The sequence below is a fragment of the Allocatelliglobosispora scoriae genome (assembly GCF_014204945.1).
Classification (GTDB): Bacteria; Actinomycetota; Actinomycetes; order Mycobacteriales; family Micromonosporaceae; genus Allocatelliglobosispora; species Allocatelliglobosispora scoriae.
Genome location: NZ_JACHMN010000003.1, coordinates 971,997 through 988,645 on the forward strand (window position 1 = coordinate 971,997; position 16,649 = coordinate 988,645).

Genomic DNA, 16,649 nt, shown 5'->3' on the forward strand with positions numbered 1-16,649 from the left:
TTCTCCGGCGAGCGCGGATTGACCCGGCGACGCACAATGGGCGAGGCTGTTGCCCGGCGCAGCCCCATTTCTGCGCGACTGGGAGGAAAAACCTATGTCCGAGGGACAAATCGTCGTCTCCGGCTTAACCAAGCAATACAACAACGTCAAGGCAGTGGACAACCTTTCGTTCACGATCGAGCCCGGCCGGGTCACCGGCTTCCTCGGGCCCAACGGAGCCGGCAAGACCACCACCCTGCGGATGGTCCTCAACCTGGTGACGCCGACGGCGGGCACGGCGACGATCGGCGGGCAGCGCTATGCCGACCTGCCGAAGCCGCTGCACAGCGTCGGCGCGGTGCTGGAGGCGTCGAGCGCGCACAAGGCCCGCACCGGCATCAACCACCTGAAGGTCATCTGCGCCGCCGCCGGGCTGCCCTACTCGCGGGCCGACGAGGTGCTGGCGCAGGTCGGACTGACCCCGGCCGCGAAGCGCAAGTTCAAGGGCTACTCGCTCGGCATGCGCCAGCGGCTCGGTATCGCCGCCGCGCTGCTCGGCGACCCGAAGGTGCTCATCCTCGACGAGCCCGCCAACGGGCTCGACCCCGAGGGCATCCGGTGGATGCGCGACCTGCTCAAGGCACTCGCCGAGGCGGGGCGCACGGTCCTCGTCTCCAGCCACCTGCTCTCCGAGATGGAGCTCCTCGCCGATGATGTCGTGATCATCGCGGCGGGCAGGCTGATCGCGCAGGGGCCGGTCGACACCATCCTCAACGGCAAGGGCACCGCGGCTTCCGTCCGCGTCCGCACCCCCGATGCCGCGAAGCTGACCGCCGCGCTGACCGGTGCCACGGTGCAGCCGGGTGCCGACGGTGCGCTGATCATCACCGGCGTCGAGGCACCGGCGATCGGTGCCGCCGCCCTGCGTGCCGGAGTGGAGCTGCACGAGCTCTTCACCGAGAAACCCGACCTGGAACAGGTCTTCCTGGAGCTCACCGCGGGGAAGGCGGCCATCCGATGAACCTCATCCGCAGCGAGTTCCTCAAGCTCCGCACGACCAGCGCGTGGTGGCTCTTCACGATCGGCGTCGCGGTGCTGTGGGCGCTGGCCTTCGCGGCCAACACGTTCGGCACCTATGTCACGCTCCACCCGGAGAAATTCGCCGGCCCCGAGGGCCCGCAGGGCGACCAGGTGGAGGCCGTGGCGAACGTCGACTTCACGTCGATCGCCTCGAACCTCTACACCTCCGGCCAGTTCTTCGGCCTGCTCTTCGCGATGCTGCTCGGCATCCTGCTGATCACCAGCGAGTTCCAGCACCAGACGCTGACCACGACCTTCCTCACCACGCCGCGCCGCTCGTCGGTCGTCGCGGCGAAGCTCGCCGTCTCCGCCGTCGGCGGCGTCTTCTTCTGGTTCATCACCACGCTGCTCTCGGTCCCGGGCGGAGCCATCTTCCTCAGCTCCGAGGGCCAGTCGGCGCACCTCGGCGACACCGAGGTCCTCAAGGCGGTCGGGCTGAACCTGCTCGCCTTCTGCCTGTGGGGCATCTTCGGGCTGGGCTTCGGCGTGCTGATCCGCAGCCAGATCGGTGCGACGGTGACCGCGGCCGTGCTCTACGTCATCGGCACGTTCGCCGTGTCGATCATCTTCGAGCTGCTCGCCGCCTGGCAGGGCGACTGGATCCGGAAGTTCGACGTCATCGTGCCGTCCATCGCCTCAGCGGTGATGGTGAGCGGCACGCAACTGCCGGACCACCCACCGCAGTGGGTGGGCGCGGCCATCCTCATCGGGTACGCCGTGGTGGCCGGCACGATCGGCACGCTCATCCTGCGCCGCCGCGACATCTCGTAGCCGGCTCGGCAACCGCACGATCGGCGTGGCTCCGCACCGGAGTCACGCCGATCGTCGTTGCGCGGTGTCACTAGCATGGCCCGGATGAGCCACGGGGAAGCCGCCGCCCTCTACGCCCACCTCGCCTCGCCCGCCGGCCGGGACGACCCCTACCCCGTCTACGCGAAGTTGCGGCAGCTCGGGCCCCTGGTCGGTGTCGAGCCGGGCTTCCTCATCGCCACCAGCTTCGAGACGGTCGACGAGGTGCTGCGCGACAGCGCGTTCGGTGTCGGCGGCGGATCCGGGCGGTTGCTCGACGCGTCGATGCTCAACAACAACGCGCCCGACCACACCAGGATGCGCCGCCTCTTCGCCGGCGCCTTCACCCCGCGCCGGGTCAACGGCCTCGCCGACGCGATCACCGCACAGGCCCGTGAGCTGCTCCGGGAGATGTCGGCGGCACCGGGCCGGCAGGCCGATCTGATGGCCGACTTCGCCTATCGGCTGCCGGTCGGGGTGATCTGCGAACTGCTCGGGGTGCCCATCGCCGATCGCGGCTGGTTCCGGCCCGTCGCCGCGGACGTGGCGCTGGAGCTGGAGGGGGAGATGACGCCGGAGGAGGAGGCGTCCCGGCAGAGCGCGGCGGAGCTGCTGACGGCGTACTTCCTGAGTCTCGTGCGCGACCGGCGCAGGTCGCCCGGCGACGACCTCATCTCAGAGCTCGCGGCCTCGGACGCGCTCGCCGAGGACGAGCTGATCGGCAACCTGGCGCTGCTGCTGATCGCGGGGTTCGAGACGACGACCAACCTCATCGGCAACGGCGTGATGACCCTGCTCGACCACCCGGCCCACCTGGCGCGGCTCGTCGCGGACCCGGCGCTCGCCGAACGCTATGTCGAGGAGTTCCTGCGGTTCGACCCGCCGGTCCAGCTCACCTCGCGGGTGGCGCTCGAGCCGACCGTCGTGCATGGACACGATGTCGACCCCGGCTGGTTCGTCATGGCATTGATCGGCTCGGCCAACCGGGACGAGACCCGCTTCGCCGACGCCGACGCGTTCCGCCCGGACCGGACGGGCAACACGCCGATCTCGTTCGGGGCGGGGGCGCACTTCTGCCTGGGCGCGGTGCTGGCCCGGCTGGAGGCCCGGATCGCGTTTCCGCTGCTCCTGGGCTGCCTGCCCGGTCTCGCCCTGGCGGGGGAGCCCGTTCGGCGCAGCCGGATGGTGCTGCGCGGCTATGAGACGATGCCGGTCACCTGGGACCGGAGCTGATCAGTTCGTCGCCTTGCGCAGCATGCAGGTGAGGCGGGCGGTGCAGATCCGCGCACCCTCGTCGTCGGTGATGACGATCTCGTAGGTGGCGACGGTGCCGCCGAGGTGCAGCGGGGTGGCGACCCCGGTGACCTTGCCGCTGCGGGCGCTGCGGTGATGGCTGGCGCTGAGCTCCATGCCGACGGCGCCGGGGCGCCCGATGCTCATGCCGTGCATGGCGGCGCCGATCGAGCCGAGCGTCTCGGCGAGAACGCAGGAGGCGCCGCCGTGCAGCAGGCCATAGGGCTGCTGGTTGCCCTCGACCGGCATGGTGCCGACGACCCGCTCGGCGGAGACCTCCACCAGCTCGATCCCCATGCGCTCGGTCAATTGGGCGGCGTCACTGTCCATCTCCATACGCAGACCCTACCCGTTGGTAGAAACCGGCTCCGTCACTCGCTGTCGCGGTGGTGCTCGGCGAGGAACCGCTCCAGCTCGGCGCCGAGCTCGTCGGCGGTCGGCAGCTCCGGAGTGGCGCTCAGGAGGCTGGTGCTGCGTCCGCGGGTGAAGGCGTCGTACTGCTCCTCCAGCGCGCGGACCACGGACTCGGCCTGCTCGTTGTTGGCGAGCTGCCGCTCGACCTCCAGCCGCATCTGCTCGCCCGCGACCCGCAGGCCGTCGGTCGGCAGGAGCAGGCCGGTGGAGCGGGAGACGGACCCCAGCAGCGCCTCGGCGGCGGGCTGGTAGTCGGCCTCGGCGAGGTAGTTGGGGACGTGCGCGGCGAACCCGATCGCGTCGTGGCCGACCTGGCCGAGGCGGAACTCCAGCAGGTTGGTCATGCTGGCGGGCACCTGGACGCGCTGGAACCACGGCTCGTGCCCGGCGATCAGCTCGGGCCGGGTGGCGTGCGCGGTGACCCCGGCCGGCCGGGTGTGCGGCACCGCCATCGGAATGGCGTGGATGCCGATCGTCGTCCGAACGCCGAGGTCCTCGATCAGGCCGGTCATCGCCGCGACGAACCGCTCCCACTGCAGGTCGGGTTCAGCACCCGCGAGCAGCAGGAACGGAGTGCCGTCATCGTCGCGCAGGGAGTGCAGGGTCAGCTTCGGCGCGTCGTAGTGCTCCCAGTGATCGGCGTTGAAGCGCATCAGCGGGCGGCGGGCGCGGTAGTCGAAGAGCTCGTCGATGTCGAACTCGGCGAGCACCTGGCCTTCGAGCACGTCGACGAGGTGCTCCCGGGCGAGACGCCCCGCGTTTCCGGCGTCGACGAACCCGTGCAGGGCGTGCAGCAGCACCGGACGCCCGAGCTCGGGGAGCTGGCCGTCGAGCTGGTAGAGCTCGCGAGGATCACGCATGTTGGTGGCAACGCTCAAGCACGGCAGACCATTCCGGTTAGGTGGTGGTGATCACATCAGACGTCATTGGTGACGGTGCGCTGCGCGATGGTCCGGCGGCGGTTGCGCGCGGGATCACGACGCCCCTCCAGCACCTCAGTACGCCATTGGCGGACATAACGTGTGATAGCGGCTATTTCGGAGCTGTCGAACTGTTCGGCCAGGATCGCCGCGATCTCGCCGGGCTTTCGCGGGTCCTCCGGGTCGAACTGGCTGTCACATGCCTCGAAGATCAACGATCGGAAGGAGCCGTTGGCCGGGGGCCCCGACTCGATGGTCGGGAACAATCCGTCGAGTTGGGCACGCAGATCCGGCAGCAGTGGCTGCATCTGCACGGACTCCAGCTCCATCGTCGAACCGCCGAGCGCCTGCGACGGCGGCACCTCGACGGTCGGGGAGTCGACCGGAATGCGCTGAGCCACCACCGGGGAGGCCGGGGCCGAAGGAACCGACGCCGAGCCGACCGCCTTGCGGGTGCCGTTGGTCCGTTGCTTGGTGGCCCGCTCGCTGCTGAGCCGCTCGACGGTCTGCTCCGCCTCGAGCTGGGCCTGCTCGGCAGCGGCGGCGATCGTGGCGGGCGTGTGGTGGTGCCACGGCAGGACGCCGAAGCGGTGCGCGTCGGGGTGGGTGACCCGCCACGGCGGCACCACGTGCTGCTGGCTGGTGAGGTCGGGCACCGGCTCGCCCTTGCGGCGTGCCTCACGGACGGTGCGCTGCGCGGTCACGGCGGCGCGGTGGTAGAGCTGGTCCGCGCGGGCCATGTCCATCGCGGTGGCCGGGTCGGAGACCCCCTCGCCGAGCGCCAGATACCACGCCCGGAAGGTCTCGCGGGGGCGCAGCAGCCAGCGGATCGGCCGGTAGCGCGGCAGCGGGTCCTCGATCATGCCCGCCGCCCGCAGCCGGTCCCGCAGCGAACGCCGCGTCTTGGCCCGCCACAGCACCACGGTCAGCACGCTCGCGGTGGCGTAGACCATCGCCGCCTCGGGCTGGCCGATCGCCTGGGCGTGGATGATCTGCATCGTCACCGCGCCCGCGGTGACGGTCCAGACCAGCGACCACAGTCCGGCCGCCGAGTCACCGGCGAGGGCGGTCTGGTTGGCGAGCATCATCAGCGCGACGGCCGTCGCCTCGATGATGAGGAAGACGACGTAGCGTTCGGGGCCGTGCATGCCGAGATAGATCTCGGCGAAGCCGGCCTGTCCCAGCGCAGCGCCATAGGACGCTGCCAGCGCGACGATGGTCAGCAGCGCATTTATCCAGAAAGTGGTGCGCCGGTTGGCCTCGAACGCCGGCCAGCGACGTGCTGAGCGGATGGCGTTGACGGCTCCGGTGGGGGTGGCGCTCACGGGGGAATCCTCCCAGACGGGTACGGCGTGGTTCCACGCTGCCCCGCACAGCTTTATCCATCTTCATAACGACCGCATGTCGACAGGGTGAGGTAGTTTGCCTTCCGTGGATTGGAATTTGCGCACATGCGGACGTAAGGGTCACGTGACCTACGCTCCGACCGAACCGGAGCTGCGAGCCAGGCTGCACACCGCCACTCCGGTCGGCCGCGCATGGCGTTGCCTGCGCTGCGGCACCTTCGTCGTCGGCGACCCGCGCGGCGAGGGCCCCGCCGATCAGGCGCCCATCGTGCTGCGCGGCCGGGCCCTGCGCGACGCGGTCATCCTGCGGCTGCTCGCGGTCGAACGATTCGCCAAGGGCATCATCGTGCTGCTCGCGGCTTACGGCGTCTTCCGCTTCCGGGCCAATCAGGACGCCGTGCACCGCGCGTTCGACGAGGACCTGCCGCTGCTCAAGCCCATCGCGGACAAGTTCAACTATGACCTGAGCGACTCGTCCATCGTCCACACGCTGCGCAAGGTCATCGAGGCCGAGTCCCGCACGCTCACCTGGATCATCGTCGGACTCGTCGTCTACGGTGGATTGCAGCTCGCCGAGGGCCTCGGTCTCTGGCTGCTCAAGCGCTGGGGAGAGTATTTCGCGGTCGTCGCGACATCGCTCTTCATCCCGATCGAGATCTATGAGCTCACCGAGCGGGTCACCTGGGTCCGGATCGGCGCACTCGTCATCAACATCGCGGCGGTGCTCTACATCCTGCTCTCCAAGCGCCTGTTCGGCCTGCGCGGCGGCCACGCCGCGCATGAGGCCGAACGCCAGGAGGCGAGCCTGCTCGAGGTCGAGGTCGCGGGCGACGAGGCCACCAACCGCGCTCCCCGCCGCCGCGTCACGGCCCCGGGAGCCTCCCTCAACCCCTGACCCCGCGACGGGTACGCCGAGGGGCGGCCGGGGGGAGGGAGGTGCTCGCGCGGTCTGAGGGGTCCGGTATAGTTCGTCGAGTCACCGGAGCGATCCGGCGACATGCGGATGTGGCGCAGTGGTAGCGCATCACCTTGCCAAGGTGAGGGTCGCGAGTTCGAATCTCGTCATCCGCTCCAGATCGAAAGGCGCTCGCGACCCGCGGGCGCCTTTCGCCGTTCTGGCAGCGGAAACGCGCCGATAATCAGGCCGTGACCGTCTGGATCGCGATCTTCTGGGGTGCCTTCTCCTCCGCCGCCCTCTTCCTCGGGCAGGCGCTGGCCGAGCCGATGCGGACCCGGACGCGGGCCACCGGGCTCGTCATGGGCTTCGGCGCGGGCACCCTGCTCTCGGCGATCGCCTATCAGCTCGTGCCGACGGAGGCGCTGGACAACGGGCTCATCCTCGCCGGGGGCCTGAGCACGGGCGCGCTCGTCTACTTCTTCGCCGACAGGCTGCTCGACGGGCGGGGCGCGGCGACCCGCCAGAACATCCTCCCGGAGGCGGCCGGCGGGTCGGGGCTGGCGATGTTCCTCGGCGCGCTGCTCGACGGGGTGCCCGAGGCGTTCGTGCTCGGCGCCAGCCTCTCGCTCGGCGGCGCGATCAGCATCGCGTTCCTCGCCGCCGTCTTCGTCTCCAACATCCCGCAGGGTGTGGCGGGGACGGTCAGCATGCGCGCGGCCGGTTACACCAACCTGCACGTCGCCGCGATGTGGGGCGGGCTGACGCTCGCCTGCGGTGCGATCGCCGGGGTCGGCTTCTCGGTGGCGAGCAGCCTCAGCGACGGCGGGCTCTTCGTGGAGGCGTTCGCGGCGGGCGCGCTGCTGATGATGCTCGCCGACTCGATGATCCCCGAGGCGTACCAGCACGGTGGCAAGACGGTGGGTTTGCTGACCGTCGCGGGCTATCTGGCGGCCACCGCACTCGCCGCCATCTAAGGTCGACACCATGAGATTTGGACTGCTGGGCACCGGGCACTGGGCCCGGGTCGTGCACGGTGCGGCGCTTGCGGCCCACCCTGATGTCGAGTTCGCCGGAGTGTGGGGGCGCAATCCGGAGAAGGCTGCGGCGCTCGCCGACGAGCTTGGCGTACTCGCCTTCACCGAGGTGGATGAGCTGCTCGCCGAGGTCGACGCGGTGGCGGTCGCGCTGCCGCCGGGCATTCAGGCGGAGCTGGCGACCCGGGCCGCGCAGGCGGGCAAGCACCTGCTGCTGGACAAGCCGCTGGCGTTGACGGTCGAGGACGCGGACACCGTGGTCCGGGCGGTCGAGGCGAGCGGCGTCTCGTCGGTGGTCTTCTTCACCAACCGCTTCCGGCCGCACATCGTGGAGGTGCTCGACCAGGCGATCGCGACGGGCGGCTGGCTGGGCGGCCGGTCGACGCTGTTCGGTTCGATCTACTCCGAGGGCAGCCCCTACGCCGAGTCGGCCTGGCGCAAGATCCATGGCGGGCTCTGGGACATCGGGCCGCACGCGCTCTCGCTCTTCATCCCGGTGCTGGGCAAGGTGACCTCGGTCAGCGCGATGGAGGGCCCCCGCCAGACCTTCTACGTGACGCTGCGCCACGACGGCGGCGCGGTGAGCACGATGGAGCTGACGCTCGCCTCGGCGGAGCCGGCGGTGAAGTTCGAGAACCTGTTCCACGGCGAGTCGGGCTGGCTCACGATCGGCGGCTTCGAGAGCACGCCCGTCGACGCCTACCAGCGGGCCGTCAGCGAGCTGCTGGCGTCCGTGCCGGGTGGCGGGCACCCGCTCGACGTGCACTTCGGCCGGGAGGTGGTGGCGATCCTCGCCGCCGCCGAGGAGTCGGCGCGGACGGGCCGCCACATCGAGGTCGGCCCCTAGCTCATCCGCGCTCTGAGGGCTGCTTCAGCGCAGCCCTCAGAGCGCGGTGAACCGGACCACCGTGTTGAAGAGCTTGTCGTGCAGGGCCTGCCGCTTCTCCGTCCCCAGGATCGCGACCAGCCCGATCACCCAGACCGGCACCAGCAGCAGCCCGACGACGGCGCGCAGCAGAGCGCGCGCGAAGCCGACCCGACTCCCGTCGAGGCGCTGCACCCTCGTTCCCATCAGCAAACCGCCGAGGGTACGCCCGGAAACCGACCAGCAGCCCGCGAAGTAGACCACCGGCAGCAGTGTCCCCACCCACTGCGCACCCGTCTGCACCCAGTTCGGGGGAGTGCCGATCACCTGCTCCCAGACGACCGGGAACCCGGCCGCCACCGACGAGACCGCCACGGCGAGGACCAGCGCGTCGACGGCGATGGCGCTGATCCGGGAGACGATCCCGGCGTAAGGCGGGTGCACCGTCAGTTCTGGGTCTGCGGCAGATGGAACAGCTTGCGGAAGCCGGTCTCCACCCGGTCGTCGGCGCTGGCGGTGCTCTCCCGGAGCTGGATGGCGGCGTCGGTGAGCACTCCGCGGCCCTGCTCCGAGATCATCCCGCGTACCTCGGGATCGTGGGTCAGGTCCTCGATGATGATCGGCAGCACCTTGGCCCGGATGTGCGGCATCGCGGAGTCGATCATGCGGGGTACCACCGAGTCGGTCAGGTAGGGCATCATCCGGTCGAGCAGCTTCGGGACCAGCGTGTCCGCGAGGTAGGGCGTCATCTTGTCGATCACCTTCGGGGCGACCGTGTGGGAGATCCAGTCGATGGACTCGTCGACCCGGGACCGCACCGCGCTGGTGGCGGCGTCCCGGCCCTCGATGACGGCCTCGCCGCCGCGGTCGCCGAGGCGCCGGACGATGCGCGCCGAACCCCGGGTCAGCTGGCGGAGGCTGTCGACCGCGAGGGCCGCCGAACCGACGGCGAACTGCGCCACGCCGGGGTGATCGTGCGTCTGATCGGACATACCACCCAATTTACGCGGTCATCACGTGGAGTAGTTCACAAACACGGACATCTCGGCTGGGTAGGCGTCACTTACCGAGTCTGACCTGTTCACCGACCGTTCACCCATTCCCGGGTGACCGGCTACCTGGCGCGCCTAGCTTTCCTCTCAGCCGGTGAACCCGCCGGCCTTTCACCCCTCGAAAGGGAAAGCTTGTGAAGCTCAAGCGGCCCGCCATCCTGGCCGGTGTCATGCTGACCGCGACGGTCGCACTCGCGGCGTGTGGCACTGATAACAACACCACGCCCGGTTCGGGCTCCAGCTCGAACGCGTCCGGAGTCTCCGGCAAGCTCACCGCGCAGGGTTCCACGGCCCAGAAGAACGCCATGGACCAGTGGATCAAAGACTTCCTGGCGCTGAACTCCGGCGCCACGGTGGACTACCAGGGCACCGGATCCGGTGCGGGTATCCAGGCGTTCTCCGCCGGCACCGCCGACTTCGCCGGGTCCGACTCGGCCCTCAAGGACACCGAGCAGCCGGCCGCCGACACCCGCTGCGCCACCGGCAAGGCGATCCACCTGCCGCTGGTGACCGGCCCGATCGCGGTCGCCTACAACCTCACCGGCGTGACGGGCCTGCAGCTCAGCCCCGCCACGATCGCCAAGATCTTCTCGGGCGCCATCACCTCGTGGGACGCCGCCGAGATCAAGGCCGACAACCCGGGCGCGACGCTGCCGGCGAAGAAGATCCTCGCGATCCACCGCAACGACTCCTCGGGCACGACCGACAACTTCACCAAGTACCTCTCGAAGGCTGCCGCCACCGACTGGACCCTCGGCAACGACAAGGTCTGGAAGGCCGCCGGCGGTCAGGGCGAGAAGGGCAGCGACGGCGTCAGCGCCGGCATCAAGTCCAACGACGGTGCCATCGGCTACGTCGAGTGGTCGTTCGCCAAGGTCAACAGCCTCGGTGTCGCCAAGGTCAAGAACGGTGCCAACGAGTTCACCGAGCTCACCGCCGAGGCGGCCGGAAAGACCGTCGCCGGTGCGAAGCAGTCCGGCACGGGCGACGACCTGAAGCTCTCCCTCGACTACAACACCACGACGCCGGGCGCCTACCCGATCATCCTGGTGACCTACGAGATCGTCTGCGGCAAGGGCACCCCGGCCGACAAGCTGGCGCTGCTCAAGGCATTCCTGACCTACGCAGCCGGCGACGGCCAGGCCAAGCTGACGACGCTGGGCTACGCCCCGCTGCCGGCCGAGGTCCAGGCCAAGGTCAAGACCGCGATCAGCAACCTCAGCTGACGATGACGAGCTGGCGGGGCAGGCGCGAGCAGGCCCCGCCACCTGACGATGGAGAAGCTGGCAGATGAGCCACCCCTCCTGGATCGCGAACTCCGCCGAGACCGCAGCCGCGGCCTCGGCGGCGGCGCCGGATGATCCAGCCGTTCGCCTCGGCACACAGGCGCAGCCAGTCCAGCCACCATCGGAGGCATCCATGCCGCCCTCTAGCGACGGCCCCGCGAACCACCGGGCCGGCTCGGCGGTGACCGCACCCTCGCCGCTGCACGACGGGCCCGCCAAGCTCGCCGGACGCAAGCGCTTCGGCGGCGAGACGATCTTCAAGTTCCTCAGTACCGGCTCCGGCGTCTTCGTCCTGGTCCTGATCATCGCGATCGCGGCGTTCCTGATCGCGAAGGCGATTCCCGCGCTGCAGGCCAACGAGGCCAACTTCTTCACCTTCGAGGGCTGGTACCCCGACGACGTCGAGCACCCGAAGTTCGGCATCGGGGCCCTCGTCATCGGTACGCTGATCACCGCGATCATCGCGCTCGCCCTGGCCGTCCCGGTGGCGCTCGGCATCGCGCTGTGCCTGTCGCACTACGCGCCCAAGCGGGTCGCGACGACCCTCGGATTCGTCATCGATCTGCTCGCCGCCGTGCCCAGCATCATCTTCGGCCTGTGGGGACTCGCCTACCTGGTCGAGCCGGTGCGGGCGCTCTCGGCCTGGCTCCACCGGTATTTCGGCTGGATCCCGATCTTCGGCAGCGAAGGCCCCTACGGCAAGTCGCTGCTCCTCGGCGGCCTGGTCCTCGCGATCATGATCCTGCCGATCATCACCGCGCTCTCGCGTGAGGTCTTCAGCCAGACCCCGAAGATGAACGAGGAGGCGGCACTCGCGCTCGGTGCGACCAAGTGGGAGATGATCCGCACCGCGGTGCTGCCCTACGGGCGCCCGGGCCTCATCGCCTCGGTCATGCTCGGCCTGGGCCGCGCCCTCGGTGAGACGATCGCCCTCGCGATGACCCTCGGTGCCTCATTCGTCATCTCGTTCGACGTCATCGAGGTCGGCGGCAACACGATCGCCGCCAACATCGCCAACCGCTTCGGCGAGGCGGGCGAGATCGGCCGGGGCGCACTGATCGCCTCCGGCCTCGTCCTCTTCGCCATCACCCTGGTCGTCAACGTCAGCGCCCGGGCGATCATCTTCCGCCGTCGTGAATTCCGGGAGGCGCTGTGAGCACCGACGCGCTCGTCCTCAAGAGCCGCAAGCTGCCGTCCTGGGCACCCTGGGCGGTCGCCGTCGGCGCCCTCGCCCTGGCCTACCTCGGGGTGTACGCCGGTGAGCTGCTCGGCGGCGGCATCGCCCTGACCGGGATCGCCGCCGTCGTCCTCTACCTGGTCGGGGTGGGCATCGCCGCCACCGTGGTCGAGGGGCGCCGCTCCGCCAGCAACCGGGTCGCCTCATCGCTCATCTACGCCGCGTTCGCCCTGGCGCTGCTCCCGCTGGCGTCGGTGATCTTCACCGTGGTCGATCGGGGCCGGGAGCGGCTCGACGCCGACTTCTTCACGCACTCGATGCAGGGCATCATCGCCTTCGACGCCAACGGCGGCATCTACCACGCCATGATCGGCACGCTGGAGCAGGTGGGCATCGCGGTTCTCATCACGGTGCCGCTCGGCATCGCCGCCGCGATCTACATCGTGGAGTACGGCCGAGGTAAGCGGCTCGCCACCGCCGTTCGATTCTTCGTCGACGTCATGACCGGTATCCCGTCGATCGTCGCCGGCCTGTTCATCCTCGCCTTCTGGGTGCTCGTCGTCACGCCGATGTTCAGCTCCGACGGCAAGGCGCACTACTCCGGTTTCGCCGCCGCACTCGCGCTCAGCGTGCTGATGCTGCCGACGATCACCCGGTCCTGCGAGGAGATGATCCGGCTGGTGCCGGACTCGCTGCGGGAGGGCGCCTACGCACTCGGCATCCCGAGGTGGAAGACGATCACGAAGATCGTGCTGCCGACCGCGCTGCCCGGCATCGTCACCGGCATCATGCTCGCCATCGCCCGCGCCGCCGGCGAGACCGCTCCGGTGCTGCTCGTCGCCGGTGGCTACGCCTCGATCAACACCAACCCGTTCGAGGGCAACCAGGCGTCGCTCGCGACCTACATCTACGACCAGATCAGCACGGCCTCGCAGTACGGTCCGCCGCGCGCCTGGTCCGCCGCGCTGACGCTCGTCGTCCTCGTCCTCACCCTCACTGTCGCGGCGAAGCTCCTCGCCAGCCGCAACAAGCTCACGAAGTAAGGAAGACCCATGGCAAAGCGCATCGATGCGGTGGGGGTCACCGCTTACTACGGCTCGTTCAAGGCGATCGAGGACATCACGATCACCATCGAGCCCCGTTCGGTCACCGCGCTCATCGGCCCCTCCGGCTGCGGCAAGTCGACCTTCCTGCGGTCGATCAACCGCATGCACGAGGTCCTGCCGAACGCTCGGGTCGAGGGCCGGCTCGCCATGGACGGGCAGGACATCTACGACCGCGAGGTCGACGTCACCGCCGTACGCCGGTCCATCGGCATGGTCTTCCAGCGCCCCAACCCGTTCCCGACGATGAGCATCTTCGACAACGTCGTGGCCGGGCTGCGGCTCAACGGGGTTCGCAAGAAGTCCGAGCTGGAGAACGCCGCCGAGAAGGCGCTGAAGTCGGCGAACCTCTGGGACGAGGTGAAGAACCGGCTCGGCAAGCCCGGCGCGGGCCTCTCCGGCGGCCAGCAGCAGCGCCTCTGCATCGCTCGGACGATCGCCGTCGAGCCGCAGGTCGTGCTCATGGACGAGCCCTGCTCGGCGCTCGACCCGATCTCGACCGGCGCCATCGAGGATCTCATCTTCGAGCTGAAGAACGACTACACGATCATCATCGTGACGCACAACATGCAGCAGGCCGCCCGGGTCTCCGACCGCACCGCGTTCTTCTCGATCTCCAAGACGGGCGACCCCGGCCGGCTCATCGAGCACGACGTGACCTCGAAGATCTTCACGAACCCGAAGGAGAAGCGGACCGAGGACTACATCACCGGCCGCTTCGGCTGAGGTCCAACGGTGAATCCTGGGGAGGAAGGGCTGCTGCTGCTCGTGGCGGAGCCCGATCACGAGGTGGCGGCGAAGCTGGCCGAGGAGCTCTCGGGGCACGGCATTCGCGTCATCTCCTGTGGCGACGGGGCGGAGGCGCTGCTCATCGCGGGTACCGAGCATCCCGACGCCGTCCTCGCCACCACGAGACTGCCCATCATCGGCGGGGCGGCGTTCGTCCGGACGCTCTCGTCGCGTACCCCCATCCCGGTGGTGCTGGGGGTCGGTGACGGGGACGGGCCGGCGGCGGCCGAGGCGCTCGCGGCCGGTGCCGCCGCCTGCGTCGCCTATCCCTATCGGGTGCGCGAGCTGCTGCCGATCCTGCGCTCGATCACCCCGCCGCCGCTCGACGCGCCGGGGTCACCGGTGGAGTGCGGCGGCCTGCGCCTGGATCCGGCGAGCTTGACGGTGCACCTGCACGACCGTCCGATCCGGCTGCCGATGCGGGAGCTGAGACTGCTGCACCTGCTCATGACCCACGCCGACCGCGTGGTCACGAGGGACCAGATCCGCGACATCGTCTGGGGCGGCGAGCCGAGCAGCAACACGGTGACGGTCCACGTCCAGCGCCTGCGCCACCGCCTGGGCGACGACCACCAGGACCCCCACCTGATCCTGACGATAAGAGGAGTCGGCTACCGCCTGGTCCCCCCGGTCCTCACCACCAATTCGCGTTGATCAAGGGAAGACTCGCCGCATACCGGACACCCCGGATGGCGAGTCTTCCCTTGATCAACGCTATTTTCCGAGTGGGCTCGCGTCCCAGCGGTAGAACTCCTTCGCCACCGCGTCCTGGGGAGTCCGCCAGGTCTCCTCGTCGTAGGCGCGGATGTACGGGCGCAGGTCGGCGCTGATCTTGCGGAAGCCGGGGTTCTCCGGCGCCCGGCGCAGCGTCTCGACCGGGTCATCGGCGAAGTCGATGACGTGCAGGTAGACGTCGTTGAGCGAGTAGAGCGAGCGGCGACGCACGCCCAGCTCATAGGGCAGTTGCGTCGCATCCGACTCCGCGAAGACACCGGCCACGTCCGGCTCCGCGTTCGGGTTGATGCGCGCCACGATGATCGTTCGATGCATATGCCGAACGTACCAATTTCTCCTGATACACAGTGGAAGATCGGTGTATATCCGAACTGAAGCTTGGAGGCAGTACGTTGGTGCAGGTCACGGTAATCGGCGGCGGGATCGGGGGCCTTTCGGCCGCGCTCTTCCTCGCCCGCCGAGGGCACTCGGTCACGGTGTTCGAGCAGGAGGTCCACCGGCCCACCGGCGACCTCCGGCAGGACTTCTTCGGCTGGCACCGCCCCCGTACGCCACAGGTGGTCCAGCCGCACGCGATGCTCGCCCCGGTCCGCACGGTCCTGCGGACCGAAGCCCCCGACGTCTACGCCGAGATGCTCGCCCTCGGTGCGCGGGAGTACCACGAGTTCGACTGGTTCGCCGAGCACCCGCCGGCCCGCCCCGGCGATGAGGACCTCGTCGCCGTGCGTACCCGTCGGATCGTGCTCGAAACCGCGCTGCATCACGCGGTGGCCCGGGAAGCGGGGGTGGACCTGCGTTTCGACGAGCCGGTCACCGGCCTCGTCATCGACCGCGACGGCCCGGTCCCGCGGGTCACCGGTGTGCGGACCGCCGCCGGCGTCGTCGCCGCGGACCTGGTGCTGGACGCGGCCGGGCGGCGCTCGCCGATCCCGGGCTGGCTCGCCGAGGCGGGCTGCCGGCCGCCCGTGGTGGAGAACCACAGCGTCGGGCGGGCCTACTACTCCCGGTGGTACCAGCTCGATCCGGAGGGTCCCCAGAACCCGGGGCGGGTCTGGGACGTGGCCGTGACGCCCTTCGCCATCAACCTCGTCTTCCCCTCTGACAGCGGCGTCTTCGCGGTCACCTTCGCCGTCCCGCTCGCGGAGGCCCGGCGGGCGGCGCTGCGGGATCCGGCGGTCTTCGACGCGGCGGCGCGGCGGTTCCCCGCCAGCGGGCCCTGGCTCGCGCTGGAGCCGGAGGCCCTCGGCGACGTGCAGGTGATGGCCGGACTCGACAACCGCTGGACCGCCCTGGTCGACGACGCCGGTCCCGTTGTCACCGGGCTCGTCGGGATCGGCGACGCGATCACCCACACCAACCCGACGCTGGGACAGGGCGTCGCGCTGACCCTGCTCGCGGCGCAGCGGGTCGCCGACGGCATCGACGGGATCGCGGACCCGCACGCCCATGCCCTGGCGCACTTCCACTGGGCGGAGCGGACGCTCAAGCCGTGGTTCGACCTGCAGGTCCGCATCGACGGCGGCGACGAGGAGCTCTTCGCGCGACGCGGTTCGGGACCGGGCGGTCCGGGACAGGGCCCGCCGCCGATCCTCGACGACCTGACCCGGGCGCAGTATGCGTCGATCCCCTGCGCGATGCAGGACCCGGTGGTGATGCGGGCCCGCGCGAAGGTGCGCCACCTCGCCGTCGCACCGGAGGTCGCCTTCGCCGACGCGGAGGTCCGCGAGCACCTCACGGCGTGGCTCGACCGGCAGCAGGGGCCGCCGCGGATGCCGCAGTTCGTCAGCGGCGAGGAATGGGCGGAACTGCTGGCGTCGGCGGATGCGGCACCGGCCGTGGGCGAGCCGGAGCCGAACGCGGCGGCGCTGGCCGCGTGAACCGCGCCGTGG

At 69.8% G+C, this 16,649-nt stretch carries 18 protein-coding genes and 1 tRNA gene; 13 read left to right on the forward strand and 6 right to left on the reverse strand.

Annotated elements, in window-relative coordinates:
• Window positions 1-94 precede the first annotated feature (94 nt).
• The 3 genes from F4553_RS30860 to F4553_RS30870 all read left to right on the forward strand — a co-directional run bounded on the left by F4553_RS30860 (window position 95) and on the right by F4553_RS30870 (window position 3,081).
• Window positions 95-1,000 carry an ABC transporter ATP-binding protein gene (locus F4553_RS30860; RefSeq protein ID WP_184843056.1) on the forward strand — a complete coding sequence of 302 codons (906 nt, stop codon included), beginning with the start codon at window positions 95-97 and terminating at the stop codon, window positions 998-1,000.
• Window positions 997-1,830 (forward strand): ABC transporter permease subunit, encoded by an 834-nt coding sequence (locus tag F4553_RS30865; RefSeq protein WP_184843059.1) that lies wholly within the window; start codon window positions 997-999, stop codon window positions 1,828-1,830. The genes F4553_RS30860 and F4553_RS30865 overlap by 4 nt, the downstream gene beginning before the upstream one ends.
• Before the next feature lie 84 nt (window positions 1,831-1,914).
• Entirely contained in the window at window positions 1,915-3,081 is a 1,167-nt protein-coding gene (locus F4553_RS30870) for a cytochrome P450 (protein WP_184843062.1), read from the forward strand.
• Here the strand turns inward: F4553_RS30870 and F4553_RS30875 are convergent, their stop codons facing one another.
• Genes F4553_RS30875 through F4553_RS30885 form a run of 3 tightly spaced genes read right to left on the reverse strand, consistent with a single transcriptional unit; the run spans window position 3,082 to window position 5,800 of the window.
• Window positions 3,082-3,477 (reverse strand): PaaI family thioesterase, encoded by a 396-nt coding sequence (locus tag F4553_RS30875; RefSeq protein ID WP_184843065.1) that lies wholly within the window; start codon window positions 3,475-3,477, stop codon window positions 3,082-3,084.
• Between the two features lie 35 nt (window positions 3,478-3,512).
• Window positions 3,513-4,415 carry a proteasome assembly chaperone family protein gene (locus F4553_RS30880; RefSeq protein WP_184843068.1) on the reverse strand — a complete coding sequence of 301 codons (903 nt, stop codon included), beginning with the start codon at window positions 4,413-4,415 and terminating at the stop codon, window positions 3,513-3,515.
• Window positions 4,416-4,471: 56 nt separating this feature from the next.
• Window positions 4,472-5,800 (reverse strand): DUF2637 domain-containing protein, encoded by a 1,329-nt coding sequence (locus F4553_RS30885; RefSeq protein ID WP_184843071.1) that lies wholly within the window; start codon window positions 5,798-5,800, stop codon window positions 4,472-4,474.
• Between the two features lie 145 nt (window positions 5,801-5,945).
• On the opposite strand from F4553_RS30885, the gene F4553_RS30890 reads away from it, so the two are divergent.
• The 4 genes from F4553_RS30890 (at window position 5,946) to F4553_RS30905 (ending at window position 8,600) form a co-directional block, all read left to right on the forward strand.
• On the forward strand, window positions 5,946-6,716 hold the full coding sequence (locus F4553_RS30890) for a DUF2127 domain-containing protein (protein ID WP_312875454.1): 771 nt from the start codon (window positions 5,946-5,948) through the stop codon (window positions 6,714-6,716).
• A gap of 104 nt (window positions 6,717-6,820) precedes the next feature.
• Window positions 6,821-6,895: transfer RNA gene (locus tag F4553_RS30895), tRNA-Gly, on the forward strand.
• A 72-nt stretch (window positions 6,896-6,967) separates the two neighbouring features.
• Window positions 6,968-7,693 carry a ZIP family metal transporter gene (locus F4553_RS30900; protein WP_184843077.1) on the forward strand — a complete coding sequence of 242 codons (726 nt, stop codon included), beginning with the start codon at window positions 6,968-6,970 and terminating at the stop codon, window positions 7,691-7,693.
• Between the two features lie 10 nt (window positions 7,694-7,703).
• Window positions 7,704-8,600, forward strand: coding sequence for a Gfo/Idh/MocA family protein (locus F4553_RS30905; protein ID WP_184843079.1), 897 nt, complete (start codon window positions 7,704-7,706; stop codon window positions 8,598-8,600).
• A 36-nt stretch (window positions 8,601-8,636) separates the two neighbouring features.
• Here the strand turns inward: F4553_RS30905 and F4553_RS30910 are convergent, their stop codons facing one another.
• Together F4553_RS30910 and F4553_RS30915 are read right to left on the reverse strand one after the other, a co-directional pair.
• Window positions 8,637-9,062, reverse strand: a complete 426-nt coding sequence (locus F4553_RS30910; protein ID WP_184843082.1) for an RDD family protein — start codon at window positions 9,060-9,062, stop codon at window positions 8,637-8,639.
• Between the two features lie 2 nt (window positions 9,063-9,064).
• On the reverse strand, window positions 9,065-9,610 hold the full coding sequence (locus tag F4553_RS30915; RefSeq protein ID WP_184843085.1) for a hypothetical protein: 546 nt from the start codon (window positions 9,608-9,610) through the stop codon (window positions 9,065-9,067).
• A 194-nt stretch (window positions 9,611-9,804) separates the two neighbouring features.
• On the opposite strand from F4553_RS30915, the gene pstS reads away from it, so the two are divergent.
• The 5 genes from pstS (at window position 9,805) to F4553_RS30940 (ending at window position 14,679) form a co-directional block, all read left to right on the forward strand.
• A complete protein-coding gene (pstS, locus tag F4553_RS30920; RefSeq protein ID WP_184843088.1) occupies window positions 9,805-10,896 on the forward strand; it encodes a phosphate ABC transporter substrate-binding protein PstS in 1,092 nt (363 codons plus the stop codon).
• Between the two features lie 193 nt (window positions 10,897-11,089).
• Window positions 11,090-12,112, forward strand: coding sequence for a phosphate ABC transporter permease subunit PstC (pstC, locus tag F4553_RS30925; RefSeq protein WP_184843091.1), 1,023 nt, complete (start codon window positions 11,090-11,092; stop codon window positions 12,110-12,112).
• Window positions 12,109-13,176: a phosphate ABC transporter permease PstA gene (pstA, locus tag F4553_RS30930; protein WP_312875455.1), complete on the forward strand. Its 1,068-nt coding sequence runs from the start codon at window positions 12,109-12,111 to the stop codon at window positions 13,174-13,176. Before pstC ends, pstA begins: the two co-directional genes overlap by 4 nt.
• Before the next feature lie 9 nt (window positions 13,177-13,185).
• Entirely contained in the window at window positions 13,186-13,962 is a 777-nt protein-coding gene (pstB, locus tag F4553_RS30935; RefSeq protein ID WP_184843093.1) for a phosphate ABC transporter ATP-binding protein PstB, read from the forward strand.
• Window positions 13,963-13,971: 9 nt separating this feature from the next.
• Window positions 13,972-14,679, forward strand: coding sequence for a winged helix-turn-helix domain-containing protein (locus tag F4553_RS30940; RefSeq protein WP_184843096.1), 708 nt, complete (start codon window positions 13,972-13,974; stop codon window positions 14,677-14,679).
• A 60-nt stretch (window positions 14,680-14,739) separates the two neighbouring features.
• Here the strand turns inward: F4553_RS30940 and F4553_RS30945 are convergent, their stop codons facing one another.
• Complete coding sequence (locus F4553_RS30945; protein ID WP_184843099.1) at window positions 14,740-15,075, reverse strand: TcmI family type II polyketide cyclase; 336 nt, start codon at window positions 15,073-15,075, stop codon at window positions 14,740-14,742.
• A gap of 80 nt (window positions 15,076-15,155) precedes the next feature.
• On the opposite strand from F4553_RS30945, the gene F4553_RS30950 reads away from it, so the two are divergent.
• Window positions 15,156-16,637, forward strand: a complete 1,482-nt coding sequence (locus tag F4553_RS30950; RefSeq protein WP_221470546.1) for an NAD(P)/FAD-dependent oxidoreductase — start codon at window positions 15,156-15,158, stop codon at window positions 16,635-16,637.
• Window positions 16,638-16,649 lie beyond the last annotated feature (12 nt).

Coding starts and splice junctions, on each gene's coding strand:
- F4553_RS30860 (WP_184843056.1), top strand. CDS start 95: ATGTCCGAGGGACAAATCGTCGTCTCCGGCTTAACCAAGCAATACAAC.
- F4553_RS30875 (WP_184843065.1), bottom strand. CDS start 3,477: ATGGAGATGGACAGTGACGCCGCCCAATTGACCGAGCGCATGGGGATC.
- F4553_RS30915 (WP_184843085.1), bottom strand. CDS start 9,610: ATGTCCGATCAGACGCACGATCACCCCGGCGTGGCGCAGTTCGCCGTC.
- F4553_RS30865 (WP_184843059.1), top strand. CDS start 997: ATGAACCTCATCCGCAGCGAGTTCCTCAAGCTCCGCACGACCAGCGCG.
- pstB (WP_184843093.1), top strand. CDS start 13,186: ATGGCAAAGCGCATCGATGCGGTGGGGGTCACCGCTTACTACGGCTCG.
- F4553_RS30880 (WP_184843068.1), bottom strand. CDS start 4,415: ATGCGTGATCCTCGCGAGCTCTACCAGCTCGACGGCCAGCTCCCCGAG.
- F4553_RS30905 (WP_184843079.1), top strand. CDS start 7,704: ATGAGATTTGGACTGCTGGGCACCGGGCACTGGGCCCGGGTCGTGCAC.
- F4553_RS30870 (WP_184843062.1), top strand. CDS start 1,915: ATGAGCCACGGGGAAGCCGCCGCCCTCTACGCCCACCTCGCCTCGCCC.
- F4553_RS30945 (WP_184843099.1), bottom strand. CDS start 15,075: ATGCATCGAACGATCATCGTGGCGCGCATCAACCCGAACGCGGAGCCG.
- pstC (WP_184843091.1), top strand. CDS start 11,090: ATGCCGCCCTCTAGCGACGGCCCCGCGAACCACCGGGCCGGCTCGGCG.